Origin of the sequence: Enterobacter chinensis (genome assembly GCF_034008295.1) — a bacterium.
GTDB classification, from domain to species: Bacteria; Pseudomonadota; Gammaproteobacteria; order Enterobacterales; family Enterobacteriaceae; genus Enterobacter; species Enterobacter chinensis.
Genome location: NZ_JARDVI010000003.1, coordinates 359,322 through 373,226 on the forward strand (window position 1 = coordinate 359,322; position 13,905 = coordinate 373,226).

Sequence of the window (13,905 nt, forward strand, 5' to 3'; positions counted from 1 at the left end):
TTCTCTCCAATATGCGTCAACCCAGATCGCCAAACCGTACCTGTAGCGCGGTAATGGCCGTGAGTGCCGTTGTCTCAGTGCGCAGAACGCGAGGTCCCAACAGAATATCAGTAAACTGGTAACGTGCCGTCATCGCAATTTCGTCCGCCGAAAGCCCACCTTCGGGGCCAATCAGCAGGCGTACGCGCTCAACGGGCAGGGGCAGCGTATTGATGCTGGCGCTGGCGCGTGGATGAAGATTGAGCTTCAGCCCACTTTCCTCTTCTGCACACCAGTCTTCCAGATCCATCGCCGGGCGGATCTCCGGAATACGGTTGCGACCACTCTGTTCACAAGCCGCGATGGCAATTTTCTGCCACTGCTGGATCTTTTTGTTCAGACGTTCCGCATCCAGTTTAACGCCACAGCGCTCAGAAAAAAGTGGCGTAATGAGGCTTACACCCAGTTCAATAGATTTCTGAATCGTGAACTCCATCTTTTCCCCGCGCGACATCACCTGGCCCAGATGAATGTGCAGGGGTGATTCGCGATCATCCACTTCGCCACGCAGCACGTTAACGTGCACACTTTTTTTATCGGACCGCGTAATTTGTGCGTCGAAAACCTGGTTAGAGCCGTCGAACAGCTGAATTGTCTGACCTGCGCCCATGCGCAGCACTCGGCCAACGTGGTTGGCGGCGTCATCAGACAGGGCGATTTCGCGACCTGCGGTAATCAGTTCAGGATGGTAAATGCGGGGAATGCGCATAGTCAGAAATTCCGTGTGTAATACGATGTAAGCAAATTGCCGCTAGTGTAGGTTAGCTCTTTTGCGCCTGGCAAGCCCGCTGGACGTAAGGGTTATGATTCCCCTGAACCCTGGCGATGCGTTCGTCGCGCTGGCATTCCCACTCCGTCACCGGGTATTGCTTGTCCCAGGCGTTGAACAGTTGCGTCTGCTGGCGGGAGAGGTTGAGATCGTAACGGTCACGCATATAGAAATAGGTGCGGGCAATGCTGCCGCGCGCGCGGGCAGGGGGCTCGGCGACTTTCTCTTTAAAATCAACCTTCATTCCGCACTGGCCGTACTGGCCTTCGCCACCGTTCCACTGGCTGTACATGAAATTGCCGCGGTCACCGTTCACTTCACCCACGGCGGGCTGCAGGTTATGCATATCGCTTTCCATCTGGCGATAAACCGGGTCTTTGGCGCAGTTTTTACGTCCACCATCCTGCCAGCACTGGCGTTGGTGGCCGAACTGCCATGCCGGAACGACATGTTCCCATTCAATACGGCTGGCGCGGTTTTCGTTTTTACGCACCTTATAGCCGCAGGACTCAAGGTCAACGACCCCTTTTTTACCCTGCCAGTTAATTTTACAGCCGCAGTAGAAATCGCCAGGCACGTCAGCGTTGACCTTTACACCGGCCGCTTTGGCCTGAGAGAAACTGTTGATACCGTCGGCCAGCGCGTGGCCTGAGAGCGCCGTCGTCAAAAAGGCGACCGCGAGAGAAAAATTACGGGACATCTTACACTCCGTGTCAAAACGAGCCCGCAACGTAACGAAAGTTGTTCTTGTATGCAATCAGTCAGGTCAGGAAAGTTCCTGAAAGTTCAGGTGATTAGTCCGCCACCAGTGGCTCGCCGCATTTGACGCAGCGGTAGGTCGCCTCGCCGCGTACCACCCGGTTATGGCGGCGGACGGTAAGCTGGTGCTGCTGACACTGGCAGCGGTAGGGGAAGGTATTGCGGCGCACCGATTCCAGCTCGAACTGATGGGTACGGCGCGCCGGAACGCCGAGCACTGCCTCCATCATCCATTTCCACTCTTTTCCGTGGGGAGCGACGCGCCCGAAGTGCTTCCAGACCAGCAGATGCGCCAGCTCGTGCGGCACCACTTCCTCAATAAACGCCTGCTGGTTTTCCATCATGAGTACCGGGTTAAGGCGGATCTCATAAGACTCGAGCCAGGCGGTACCGGCCGCGGTGCCACGCTGCTGATAAACTACCTTAGGTTCAGGGTAGTTGCGACCGAGCTTCAGGTTCGCCTGGGCGAGTTTTTCCCGCAGGCTGCGCATAACGGCCTGCTGAAGGGCGATGGGGAGACGGGGAGCTTTCATAGGGGCAGAGCATAAAGCGCGAAGCGGGGAGGTGCAAGGGGCACCTCCCATGGGAGGATTAGTCGTGGGCACCGATTTCGCGCAGAGGACGACCTTTCATCAGGTTACGTTCGATATGTTCCAGGGACACATGTTTGGTTTCTGGAACCAGCCAGATAGTCAGAACGATAAAGAACAGGTTCAGACCCGCATAGACCCAGAAGGTGTTGGCATTGCCCAGGGTATTGAGCATGGTCAGGAACGTTGCGCCGACGATCATGTTGGCAATCCAGTTCGTTGCGGTCGAGCAGGTGATACCAAAATCACGCCCTTTCAGCGGCTGGATCTCAGAGCACAGCACCCAAATCAGCGGGCCGGCGCTCATCGCAAAGCCGACGATAAACATCAGCAGCATGCCTACCGCGAAGTACTGGGCGGTTGGTGAGTGAATGCCCACATGCATCATTGTACCGAGGACACCCATACCGGCCGCCATCACCAGGAAGCCCAGCGTCAGCGTTGGCTTACGTCCCCAGCGGTCTACCAGGCCGATGGCGATAAAGGTCGCCAGCACGTTGGTCAGACCCACGATGACGGTCCCCCACATTTGCTCGGTGGTGTTGGTATAACCCGCCAGCTCAAAGATTTTTGGTGCGTAATACATAATGACGTTCATCCCGGTGAACTGCTGCATGACCTGAAGCAGTACGCCGAGGAAAACCGCGCGACGGAAATTGCTATTCTCTTTAAACAACGCCCAGCCAGACTGTTTGACCTTCAGGCTTTCGCGGATCTCTTCCAGCTCATTTTTCGCTTCTGCGCTGGTATCACGCAGGCGAAGCAGCACGCGTTCAGCATCAACGAAGCGGCGTTTAGCGGCAAACCAGCGCGGGCTGTCCGGCAGGAAGAAGACGCCAATCAACAGCAGAATGGCCGGGATGATGATCACGCCGAGCATCCAGCGCCATGCGCCGCTGTAGCTAAACGCGGTATCTGAAAGGTATGCGCCCAAAATGCCGATGGTGATCATCAGCTGGTACATCGAAATCATACTGCCGCGGATTTTCTCCGGCGCGATTTCAGACAGGTAAAGCGGGGCGGTATAGGACGCCACGCCCACGGCCAGACCGAGCAGAACGCGGGAAACCAGCAGGACCTCAACGTTAGGCGCAGCGGCAGAGAAGAGTGAACCGGCAACGAACAGGATGGCGCCGATCATCAGGCTCTTTTTACGCCCGAGCTTGAAGGAGAGCCAGCCGCTGCCGACGGCCCCGACGGCAGCACCAAACATCATGGAGCTGACCACCCACTCCTGGGTGTGAGCGCTGATCTGGAACTCTTCAGTGATGAAAGGTAATGCACCGGCAATCACGCCGATATCCAGGCCAAAAAGTAATCCTGCCAGGGCTGCGAGGAAACAGACGAAGAATGTCATCGCCTTGTTGGACGTACGCCCCTGTTTTTTATTGTCAGGCATTATGCCCTCCAGTTGGGTTATCAGTTTTATCGAGGTTAAGGGTAGGTGAGCGACCCGTAAAAATATGTGAGATTAATCACATTGGTGTAATCGGTTACACTAGCGCGGAACCGTAAAAATAATTAAAGCTTTGAAAATATAGAGGTAAACGAGGTGATGCGCATCGCGAAAGAACACATTTCAGACTTAACTGAAAGGGGATGTAACAGCAGAAGAAAAGCGATCGTGCAAAGAGAATATTCTGAAAGCGGAAGGCATCCGCTGCGGTGTAATCGGTTCCAAATAGTGCGCCTTTCAGCCGGGTGTCGGCTGCGCCTTACCCGGCCTACAAATACCGCAAAACCTGTAGGCCCGCGCAAGCGAAGCGCCACCGGGCAAAGATGACCGCACAAATGCAAAAGGCCAGCCCGAAGGCTGGCCTTTTATAAAGCAGTTGTCAGTCGATTACTTCAGACCGGCAGCTTCACGCAGCAGAGCGGCTTTGTCGGTTTTTTCCCATGGGAAATGTTCGCGACCAAAGTGACCGTATGCAGCGGTTTCTTTGTAGATTGGGTGCAGCAGATCCAGCATCTGAATCAGGCCGTATGGACGCAGGTCGAAGAACTCGCGCACCAGCAGGGTCAGCTGCTCTGAAGGCACTTTCTCAGTACCAAAGGTTTCAACCATGATGGAGGTTGGCTCAGCCACGCCGATAGCGTAGGAAACCTGGATCTCACAACGGTCAGCCAGGCCGGCAGCAACGATGTTTTTCGCAACATAACGCGCTGCATACGCAGCAGAGCGGTCAACTTTAGACGGATCTTTACCGGAGAATGCACCGCCGCCGTGACGCGCCATGCCGCCGTAGGTATCAACGATGATTTTACGACCGGTCAGACCGCAGTCACCCATTGGGCCGCCGATAACGAAGCGTCCGGTTGGGTTGATGAAGTATTTGGTCGCGCTGCTCAGCCACTCGGTAGGCAGCACCGGCTTGATGATCTCTTCCATCACTGCTTCCTGCAGGGATTTCTGATCGATATCTTCGGAATGCTGGGTAGACAGAACCACCGCGTCAATACCGACGATTTTGCCGTCGTCGTACTGGAAGGTCACCTGGCTTTTCGCATCCGGGCGCAGCCACGGCAGAGAGCCGTTTTTACGCACTTCAGCCTGACGCTGCACCAGACGGTGTGCGTAGGTTACCGGTGCTGGCATCAGCACGTCGGTTTCGTTGGTTGCATAACCGAACATCAGACCCTGGTCACCCGCGCCCTGTTCCAGCGGATCGGCACGGTCAACGCCCTGGTTGATGTCCGGAGACTGTTTGCCAATCGCGCTCAGTACCGCGCAGGAGTTGGCATCAAAGCCCATATCAGAATGCACATAGCCGATCTCACGCACCGTGTTACGGGTGATCTCTTCGATATCAACCCATGCGCTGGTGGTGATCTCACCGCCAACCAGAACCATGCCGGTTTTGACATAGGTTTCACACGCTACGCGCGCTTTTGGATCCTGGGTCAGGATCGCATCCAGCACCGCATCGGAGATTTGGTCAGCAATTTTATCAGGATGTCCTTCTGATACGGACTCGGACGTAAACAGGTGTTTTGCCATGTTTTATTTCACCTAAGAGGAATTTGGTTAGCTCAAGCTGCTGTGTGGAATAGCCAAAGGAGATAATTCTACCAAGGCCTGCAGGTTTATGACACTGGCAGTATGAGTGTTAATCAGTATAGATGGATTAACATCTGGATGGCTATTTTAGGTCACTTGTTCGCCCGATTTCCAGTTTTTTTTGATTCATCTCTCACTGCGTTGAAATGGCGGCTGGAAATTTTTCCTGACGCTGCCGGCAACACGCGCATTTTTGTTTTGCTTTTTAGCCCCCTTCTCGGTATAAAACGCGGCGCGCGGCTCATATAAAATAAGCGCTCGATGAACTCATCGTGTCGCCACTTCCAGCCGGGTTAAGCAGTTAACTTTTAGCTTTGGCTTGTGGTCCGTTTCAGCAGAGGCGGCCGTGGAGGTGATACGAGATAATGAACCATCGTTTTCCGCACATTCAGCGCAGCCGTTCTGGCGCGCATTTGATTCCCGCAACCCGCATTTCTAATCTGCAAACCTGCCGATGTTATACCCATCTCGGCGCTTCTCAGGATTCAAGGGCCGGTTACGCTCTGTGAAAACTGAACAAGGGCGCTCTTGTTAATACAAGAGTTTTCTCGTGGTTTCGCCGAACCTTGTCATACAGAGTTCGGATACGTGTTTTACAATGATATGAATAAGAAACCGGTCGCACGGTCTGGATTTCAGCATACTCTGCTGGGAAACGGAGCCGTTTATGGGTTGTTATCGCCGTATAACGCTGCGATAGTAGTCAACTGTTTTACACTTAATACAAAGAGTTGAGGTTCGCTATGTCTGACGACATGTCTTCTTTTTCGCCTTCGTCAGCGGGCGAACAGGGTGTACTACGTTCTATGCAGGAGGTTGCGATGAGCTCCGAGGAAGCCAGCAAGATGCTGCGCACCTACAATATTGCCTGGTGGGGCAATAATTACTACGACGTCAACGAACTGGGCCACATTAGCGTCTGCCCGGATCCCGACGTCCCTGACGCGCGCGTGGATCTCGCCAAACTGGTGAAAGCCCGCGAAGCGCAGGGCCAGCGTTTGCCTGCACTGTTCTGCTTCCCGCAGATCCTGCAACATCGCCTGCGTTCTATTAACGCTGCGTTTAAGCGTGCGCGTGAATCCTACGGCTATAAAGGCGACTACTTCCTGGTCTATCCGATCAAGGTAAACCAGCACCGTCGCGTCATTGAATCCCTGATCCATTCCGGCGAACCGCTGGGCCTGGAAGCGGGCTCTAAAGCGGAACTGATGGCCGTGCTGGCGCATGCGGGCATGACCCGGTCGGTGATCGTTTGTAATGGCTATAAAGACCGTGAATACATTCGTCTGGCGCTGATTGGCGAGAAGATGGGCCATAAGGTCTATCTGGTTATCGAGAAGATGACTGAAATCGCGATCGTGCTGGAAGAGGCCGAACGTCTGAACGTGGTGCCACGCCTTGGCGTGCGTGCGCGTCTGGCTTCGCAAGGTTCCGGTAAATGGCAGTCCTCTGGTGGCGAAAAATCCAAGTTCGGCCTGGCGGCGAACCAGGTGCTGCAGCTGGTGGAGATCCTCCGCGAGCGCGGTCGTCTGGACAGCATTCAGCTGCTGCACTTCCACCTCGGTTCGCAGATGGCCAACATTCGCGATATCGCCACCGGCGTACGTGAATCTGCACGTTTTTACGTTGAGCTGCACAAGCTTGGCGTGAATATTCAGTGCTTCGATGTGGGTGGCGGCCTGGGCGTGGACTATGAAGGTACCCGCTCGCAGTCTGACTGCTCCGTGAACTACGGCCTGAACGAATACGCCAATAACATCATCTGGGCGATCGGCGACGCCTGTGAAGAGAACGGCCTGCCGCACCCGACGGTGATTACCGAATCCGGTCGCGCGGTGACCGCGCACCATACGGTGCTGGTCTCTAACATTATCGGCGTTGAGCGCAGCGAAACTACCGAAGCGACACCTCCGGCAGATGATGCCCCGCGTTCCCTGCAAAGCATGTGGGAAACCTGGCAGGAGATGCATGAGCCGGGCACGCGTCGTTCCCTGCGCGAATGGCTGCACGACAGCCAGATGGACCTGCACGACATTCACGTGGGTTATTCTTCAGGCACCTTTAGCCTGCAGGAGCGCGCGTGGGCAGAGCAGCTTTATCTGAACATGTGCCACGAAGTGCAGAAGCAACTCGACCCAAGCAACCGCGCGCACCGTCCGATTATCGACGAGCTGCAGGAGCGCATGGCGGATAAGATCTACGTCAACTTCTCGCTGTTCCAGTCGATGCCGGATGCCTGGGGTATCGATCAGCTGTTCCCGGTTCTGCCGCTGGAAGGGCTGAACCACGCTCCGGAACGCCGTGCAGTGCTGCTGGACATCACCTGTGACTCTGACGGTGCTATCGACCACTACGTTGACGGCGACGGTATCGCAACGACGATGCCAATGCCGGAATACGACCCGGAGAACCCGCCAATGCTGGGCTTCTTTATGGTCGGTGCGTATCAGGAGATCCTCGGCAACATGCACAACCTGTTCGGTGATACCGAGGCGGTTGACGTATTTGTCTTCCCTGACGGCAACGTGGAAATCGAGCTGTCCGATGAAGGGGACACCGTGGCGGACATGCTGGAATACGTACAGTTGGATCCGAAAAAACTGCTCACTCAGTTCCGCGACCAGGTGAAAAACACCGGTCTGGACGATGCATTGCAGCAGCAGTTCCTGGAAGAGTTTGAAGCGGGTCTGTACGGGTACACCTACCTGGAAGATGAGTAGGAAAATCTCCCTCTCCCTGTGGAGAGGGGCGGGGTAAGGGCATCGGACCGCACAATGCCCTATACTCACTTGAACCCGTATGCATTACCGGCGATAATTCGCCCCAATTAGCGATTTACGAATCAATCCCTTCCTCGTCGGGTTTAACGACGCGGAGGGGATTTTTTTTCATCTGTTTTTAATGTATCGACTTTAAAAGAGGTCAGGACATGAGCACTTTAGGTCATCAGTACGATAACTCTCTGGTATCTAACGCGTTTGGTTTTTTACGCCTTCCGATGAACTTCCAGCCGTACGACAGTGACGCTGACTGGGTCATCACCGGTGTGCCGTTCGATATGGCAACCTCCGGCCGTGCGGGTGGTCGTCACGGCCCGGCAGCGATCCGTCAGGTATCCACTAACCTGGCCTGGGAGCATAACCGCTTCCCGTGGAACTTTGACATGCGCGAGCGTCTGAACGTGGTGGACTGCGGTGACCTGGTGTACGCCTTCGGCGACGCGCGTGAGATGAGCGAAAAGCTGCAGGAGCACGCCGAGAAGCTGCTGGCTGCCGGTAAGCGCATGCTCTCCTTCGGAGGCGACCATTTCGTGACCCTGCCGCTGCTGCGCGCCCACGCGAAGCATTTCGGTAAAATGGCGCTGGTGCACTTCGATGCGCATACCGACACCTACGCGAACGGCTGCGAGTTTGACCACGGTACTATGTTCTTCACCGCGCCAAACGAAGGCTTGATCGACCCGAACCACTCGGTGCAGATCGGCATCCGTACCGAGTTCGACAAAGACAACGGCTTCACCGTGCTGGATGCGGGCCAGGTGAACGATCGCAGCGTTGATGACATCATCGCTCAGGTGAAGCAGATCGTCGGTGATATGCCTGTTTACCTGACCTTCGACATCGACTGTCTGGATCCGGCGTTTGCTCCAGGCACCGGCACGCCGGTGATCGGCGGCCTGACCTCAGATCGTGCCATCAAACTGGTGCGCGGCCTGAAGGATCTGAACATTGTCGGGATGGACGTGGTGGAAGTGGCGCCTGCCTATGACCAGTCCGAAATCACCGCGCTGGCCGCGGCGACCCTGGCACTGGAAATGCTCTACATCCAGGCGGCGAAAAAAGGCGAATAAGCCTTACGTGATGTGAAAAAAAACCTCTCCATGGAGAGGTTTTTTATTGTCTTCAGAACACGTTAAACGGGTATTCCACGTAAGCGCGGATCTCGTCCCCGCCCACGTTGTAATCGCTGGCGTTGCTTGAGACGCGCAGTACGGAATAGCGCAGTTTCAGCTTGAGGTCTTTCGCCGGGCCATCCTGCACCTGGTACTGGATCTGGTTAAACCACTCATGCTCTTTGCCGTTGCTGGTTTCAGACGTTTTGATGTTGTCGCCACGCACGTAGGCTGTGGTCCAGCTCAGCCCCGGCAAGCCCAGGCCGCCGAAGTCCAGACCGTAAGACGCCTGCCATGAACGCTCGTCTTCGCCGTTGAAATCAGACCAGTAAGAGTTCGCCAGCCAGATGGTGTTGCCGCCGTCACCCACGCCGCCCTGGTCACGGTAGCCGCCGTAGTTGTAACCGGTGCTGCCGCTGCTCTGCTGGTACGCCACTTTGAACGTATGAATGTCCCAGATGTAGCTCGCCGCCAGGCTCCAGATGGTGTTGCTTCGGCCCGTGTTGAGGTTGTCAGCGTAACCCTGATCAAGACGGGAGTTATAACCGTTGAAGTCGAGCACCAGCTGCTGGCCGGTGCTGAACGGTTGTTTGAAGTTCATGCCCAGGTACTGCTTGTTCATCACCTCTTCATTATGAGAAGCGTACAGCGCGCCGCTGAACTGGTCGTTGAACTGGTAGCTCGCACCGCCGAAGGAGAGGCTCTTCAGCCCGCTGTCGTGGCGATCGTCGCTTTTACGCTGCTCATCGGTGAAGTAACCGGCGTTGATTTCCAGACCGTCGATCTCTTTTGAAGTCAGCATGGCGCCGGTGTAGCTTTCAAACAGCAGGCGAGAGCTGTCGGCATTCACGATGGGCAGCTCAGGACGCTGATTTCCGTAGCTCAGTACGGTATTCGATATGCGCATTTTTGCGGTTGCGCCAAACTTTGCCAGATCGGATTTTGCCCGGCCGTCGTCTTCCTGTTTAAAGAAGTCGATGCCGCCAGCGCCACTCTTGCCGCGGCCGCCGTCCAGGCGCACGCCGTATTGCGCGATGCCATCGACCCCAAAGCCCACCAGCCCTTCGGTATAACCGGATTCAAAGGTGGCAATAATACCCTGGCCCCATTCGGCTTTGTCCTGCTGGCCCTGATGGTAGTCGCGGCTGATATACGCATTGCGTAAAAACAGATCCAGATGGCTGTCGTCAATAAAACCCTGGCTGCCGGATTGCTGGCTTGCAGCGGCGGGTAATGCGGTAAATAAGCTTAAAGCAATTAATGATAATTCTTTTTTCACGGAGGGAACGTCTCTGTCTGGATATATTAATTTGAATAACTGCGGGGGTGATAATTACCGGAAAAAGTAACGTTTGCAATAATTATGTGACCAGACATTTCAATGGTTAAGTGCAGATATGGCGGGGCTTTACAGGGCATTGTCGATATGTGCGGTTAAGTTAACAATTCATGCGAAATAAAAAGGAGGCAAATCTGCCTCCTTCCAAAATTATTTAATTCCGTCTGCGGCCATACGGTCGCGAATATGTTGTGCACGCTCTTCTGAGGCAGGGTGATCGTCAAACATGGAGCTTTGGCGTCCCGCTTCCAGTTTGGCCAGCTTTTCAAAGCTGGTGGCTAAACCTGATGGATTAATACCGCGTTTGCGCAACAGATCGTAGGAGTAGTCATCCGCTTCGGACTCCTGACGCTGTGAGAACTGGGAGTTAACCAGTTTTTCACCGACATCGCCAAGCTGTGATTGGGACAGGCTGCCAACGATACCGCCCGCTGAGGCCGCCGCAGCGCGGATGGCATTGGTGCCTAAGGCAACCTGCATCCCTTTCTTCACGTGGCCGAGTGCAACGTGGCCCATTTCGTGGCCGATAACCGCTTCGACTTCATTGTCGGTCATCATATCCATCAATCCGCTATAGACGCGGATACAGCCGTTCGCCATGGCGAACGCATTCACGTCTTTCGCCATGTAAACCTTGTAGTTCACTGGCTGGCCGTTGATGTTGTCGCCCAGCGCGGAAGCAATCTTATTCAGACGCTGCGTGTAGGTACTGTTAGCCGGCGCAAGCGTGGCTTTTCCGTCCATATCTTTACAGGCCTGGTCGCTCAGCGCTTTAACCTGCGCATCGCTCAGGGAATAGGCCTGAAAGGCTTCTGCGCCTGACGTCATCAGGCCGTTAGAATCCATATTCTGACAGCCGCTCAGCAGGAGCGTTGTACCCAAGGCCAGCACTATTGCACGCATTTTCATGAGGTTGCTTCCGTACTCGTTAATCTGAATAAAATCCGAAAAGTGCACCGTCAGCGAAGCCGGTGTCGGGCTAAGTATAAGGAATATCTACAGGGCCGGGCGAGCAGATTGCGCAACATGCGAGCATGATCCAGAGATTTCTTAACAAGCAAAAGAATGGTCCATGTACATGGCATGCCGCTTGGGTTACATTGTTGGCACTTTTTTCCGGCGTAGCCCAAAACGCGCTGTCGTCAAGGGCATGGCCTTTAACAGTCCGATCTGGAGTTAAAATGTCCTCACGTAAAGAGCTTGCTAATGCTATTCGTGCGCTGAGCATGGACGCAGTACAGAAAGCCAAATCCGGCCACCCAGGGGCTCCTATGGGTATGGCTGATATCGCCGAAGTCCTGTGGCGTGATTTCCTGAACCACAACCCGCAGAACCCGTCATGGGCTGACCGCGACCGCTTCGTGCTGTCCAACGGCCACGGCTCCATGCTGATCTATAGCCTGCTGCACCTCACTGGTTACGATCTGCCTATTGAAGAGCTGAAAAACTTCCGTCAACTGCACTCCAAAACTCCAGGTCACCCGGAAGTGGGCTACACCGCTGGCGTAGAAACCACCACCGGCCCGCTGGGTCAGGGTATTGCTAACGCTGTGGGTATGGCGATTGCTGAGAAGACGCTGGCGGCGCAGTTCAACCGTCCTGGTCACGACATCGTAGACCACTTCACCTACGCGTTCATGGGCGACGGCTGCATGATGGAAGGCATTTCTCACGAAGTGTGCTCCCTGGCAGGTACCCTGAAGCTGGGCAAACTGGTTGCGTTCTATGACGACAACGGTATCTCCATCGACGGTCACGTTGAAGGCTGGTTCACTGATGACACCGCTAAACGTTTCGAAGCCTACGGCTGGCACGTTGTGCGTGGCGTTGATGGCCACGATGCTGACTCGATTAAACGTGCGGTAGAAGAAGCGCGCGCGGTCACTGACAAACCGTCCCTGCTGATGTGCAAAACCATCATCGGCTTCGGTTCACCGAACAAAGCGGGTACTCACGACTCTCACGGCGCACCACTGGGCGACGCGGAAATCGCACTGACCCGTGAAGCACTGGGCTGGAAACACCCTGCATTCGAAATTCCATCTGACATTTATGCTCAGTGGGATGCAAAAGAAGCGGGTCAGGCGAAAGAAGCTGCATGGAATGAGAAGTTCTCTGCTTACGCGAAAGCCTTCCCACAGGAAGCGGCTGAATTCACTCGTCGTATGAAAGGCGACATGCCGTCTAACTTCGACGCGAAAGCGAACGAATTCATCGCTAAGCTGCAGGCGAACCCATCTAAAATCGCCAGCCGTAAAGCGTCTCAGAATGCGATCGAAGCGTTCGGTCCACTGCTTCCGGAATTCCTGGGCGGCTCCGCTGACCTGGCACCTTCTAACCTGACTCTGTGGTCTGGTTCTAAGCCTATCAACGAAAATACTGCCGGCAACTACATCCATTACGGTGTACGTGAATTCGGTATGACGGCTATTGCGAACGGTATCTCCCTGCACGGCGGTTTCCTGCCGTACACGTCTACCTTCCTGATGTTCGTAGAATATGCACGTAATGCCGTGCGTATGGCTGCGCTGATGAAACAGCGTCAGGTGATGGTCTACACTCACGACTCAATCGGTCTGGGCGAAGACGGTCCAACCCACCAGCCGGTAGAGCAGGTGGCTTCCCTGCGTGTGACCCCGAACATGAGCACATGGCGTCCATGTGACCAGGTTGAATCTGCCGTTGCGTGGAAATACGGTGTTGAGCGTCATGACGGCCCAACCGCACTGATCCTCTCCCGTCAGAACCTGGCGCAGCAGGATCGTACGCCAGAGCAGCTGGCGAACATCGCTCGCGGTGGCTACGTGCTGAAAGATTGCGCAGGCCAGCCTGAGCTGATCTTCATCGCAACCGGTTCTGAAGTTGAGCTGGCTGTCGCGGCCTGGGACAAACTGACTGCCGAAGGCGTGAAGGCGCGCGTGGTATCCATGCCGTCTACCGATGCGTTCGACAAGCAGGATGCTGCTTACCGTGAATCCGTTCTGCCTAAAGCGGTTTCTGCTCGTGTTGCAGTGGAAGCGGGTATCGCTGACTACTGGTTCAAATATGTGGGCCTGAACGGCGCAATCGTCGGCATGACCACCTTCGGTGAATCTGCTCCGGCGGAACTGCTGTTTGAAGAGTTCGGCTTCACCGTTGAGAACGTTGTCGCGAAGGCGAAAGAACTGCTGTAATTGCTGTTTTGCCCGGTGGCGCTACGCTTACCGGGCCTACAAATGGCACGAAAGTAGGCCGGGTAAGCGCTAGCGCGCCGCCCGGCTTTTTTGTCGGCATTATTCCACCGAAAATGTGACGCAAGTCATATAGCTCGCTTATTCATCTGGACAGACATTCCTTTTATTCCCCGATTCGCTTATTCTTGCTGAAGCGTTTCAGTCGATTAAATGTTCGACAATTGACCAATCAATCGCAGTTTGTGACAGCAAGGATTCCCCTTAGGGCGTAGCTGGATTACTCTTT

12 protein-coding genes are annotated in these 13,905 nt (G+C 54.9%); 5 read left to right on the forward strand and 7 right to left on the reverse strand.

Features of this window, described 5'->3' with window-relative positions; genetic code table 11:
• Positions 1-16: 16 nt before the first annotated feature.
• The 5 genes from rsmE to metK all read right to left on the reverse strand — a co-directional run bounded on the left by rsmE (position 17) and on the right by metK (position 5,155).
• The gene (rsmE, locus tag PYW49_RS11060) at positions 17-748 is read right to left on the reverse strand and encodes a 16S rRNA (uracil(1498)-N(3))-methyltransferase (protein WP_134348793.1); all 732 of its coding nucleotides are present in this window, start codon (positions 746-748) and stop codon (positions 17-19) included.
• 52 nt (positions 749-800) lie between these two features.
• Entirely contained in the window at positions 801-1,508 is a 708-nt protein-coding gene (endA, locus tag PYW49_RS11065) for a deoxyribonuclease I (RefSeq protein WP_023333343.1), read from the reverse strand.
• Between the two features lie 94 nt (positions 1,509-1,602).
• A complete protein-coding gene (locus PYW49_RS11070; protein ID WP_320386437.1) occupies positions 1,603-2,100 on the reverse strand; it encodes a SprT family zinc-dependent metalloprotease in 498 nt (165 codons plus the stop codon).
• 58 nt (positions 2,101-2,158) lie between these two features.
• On the reverse strand, positions 2,159-3,556 hold the full coding sequence (gene galP, locus PYW49_RS11075) for a galactose/proton symporter (protein ID WP_134348796.1): 1,398 nt from the start codon (positions 3,554-3,556) through the stop codon (positions 2,159-2,161).
• A gap of 444 nt (positions 3,557-4,000) precedes the next feature.
• Entirely contained in the window at positions 4,001-5,155 is a 1,155-nt protein-coding gene (metK, locus tag PYW49_RS11080; protein ID WP_134348797.1) for a methionine adenosyltransferase, read from the reverse strand.
• A 425-nt stretch (positions 5,156-5,580) separates the two neighbouring features.
• Between metK and PYW49_RS23425 the strand changes: the two genes are divergently transcribed.
• The 4 genes from PYW49_RS23425 (at position 5,581) to speB (ending at position 9,065) form a co-directional block, all read left to right on the forward strand.
• A complete protein-coding gene (locus PYW49_RS23425; protein WP_435659344.1) occupies positions 5,581-5,724 on the forward strand; it encodes a hypothetical protein in 144 nt (47 codons plus the stop codon).
• Positions 5,725-5,818: 94 nt separating this feature from the next.
• Complete coding sequence (gene yqgB / locus PYW49_RS11090; protein ID WP_127312443.1) at positions 5,819-5,950, forward strand: acid stress response protein YqgB; 132 nt, start codon at positions 5,819-5,821, stop codon at positions 5,948-5,950.
• Between the two features lie 8 nt (positions 5,951-5,958).
• On the forward strand, positions 5,959-7,935 hold the full coding sequence (gene speA / locus PYW49_RS11095; RefSeq protein ID WP_134348799.1) for a biosynthetic arginine decarboxylase: 1,977 nt from the start codon (positions 5,959-5,961) through the stop codon (positions 7,933-7,935).
• Between the two features lie 209 nt (positions 7,936-8,144).
• On the forward strand, positions 8,145-9,065 hold the full coding sequence (gene speB, locus PYW49_RS11100; RefSeq protein WP_134348800.1) for an agmatinase: 921 nt from the start codon (positions 8,145-8,147) through the stop codon (positions 9,063-9,065).
• Positions 9,066-9,117: 52 nt separating this feature from the next.
• On the opposite strand, the gene PYW49_RS11105 is transcribed toward speB, so the two are convergent.
• Both PYW49_RS11105 and loiP read right to left on the reverse strand, forming a co-directional pair.
• Positions 9,118-10,386 (reverse strand): OprD family outer membrane porin, encoded by a 1,269-nt coding sequence (locus PYW49_RS11105; protein WP_320386438.1) that lies wholly within the window; start codon positions 10,384-10,386, stop codon positions 9,118-9,120.
• A 210-nt stretch (positions 10,387-10,596) separates the two neighbouring features.
• Positions 10,597-11,355 carry a metalloprotease LoiP gene (gene loiP / locus PYW49_RS11110; protein WP_021242066.1) on the reverse strand — a complete coding sequence of 253 codons (759 nt, stop codon included), beginning with the start codon at positions 11,353-11,355 and terminating at the stop codon, positions 10,597-10,599.
• Positions 11,356-11,627: 272 nt separating this feature from the next.
• On the opposite strand from loiP, the gene tkt reads away from it, so the two are divergent.
• Positions 11,628-13,619 carry a transketolase gene (gene tkt / locus PYW49_RS11115; RefSeq protein ID WP_320386439.1) on the forward strand — a complete coding sequence of 664 codons (1,992 nt, stop codon included), beginning with the start codon at positions 11,628-11,630 and terminating at the stop codon, positions 13,617-13,619.
• Positions 13,620-13,905 lie beyond the last annotated feature (286 nt).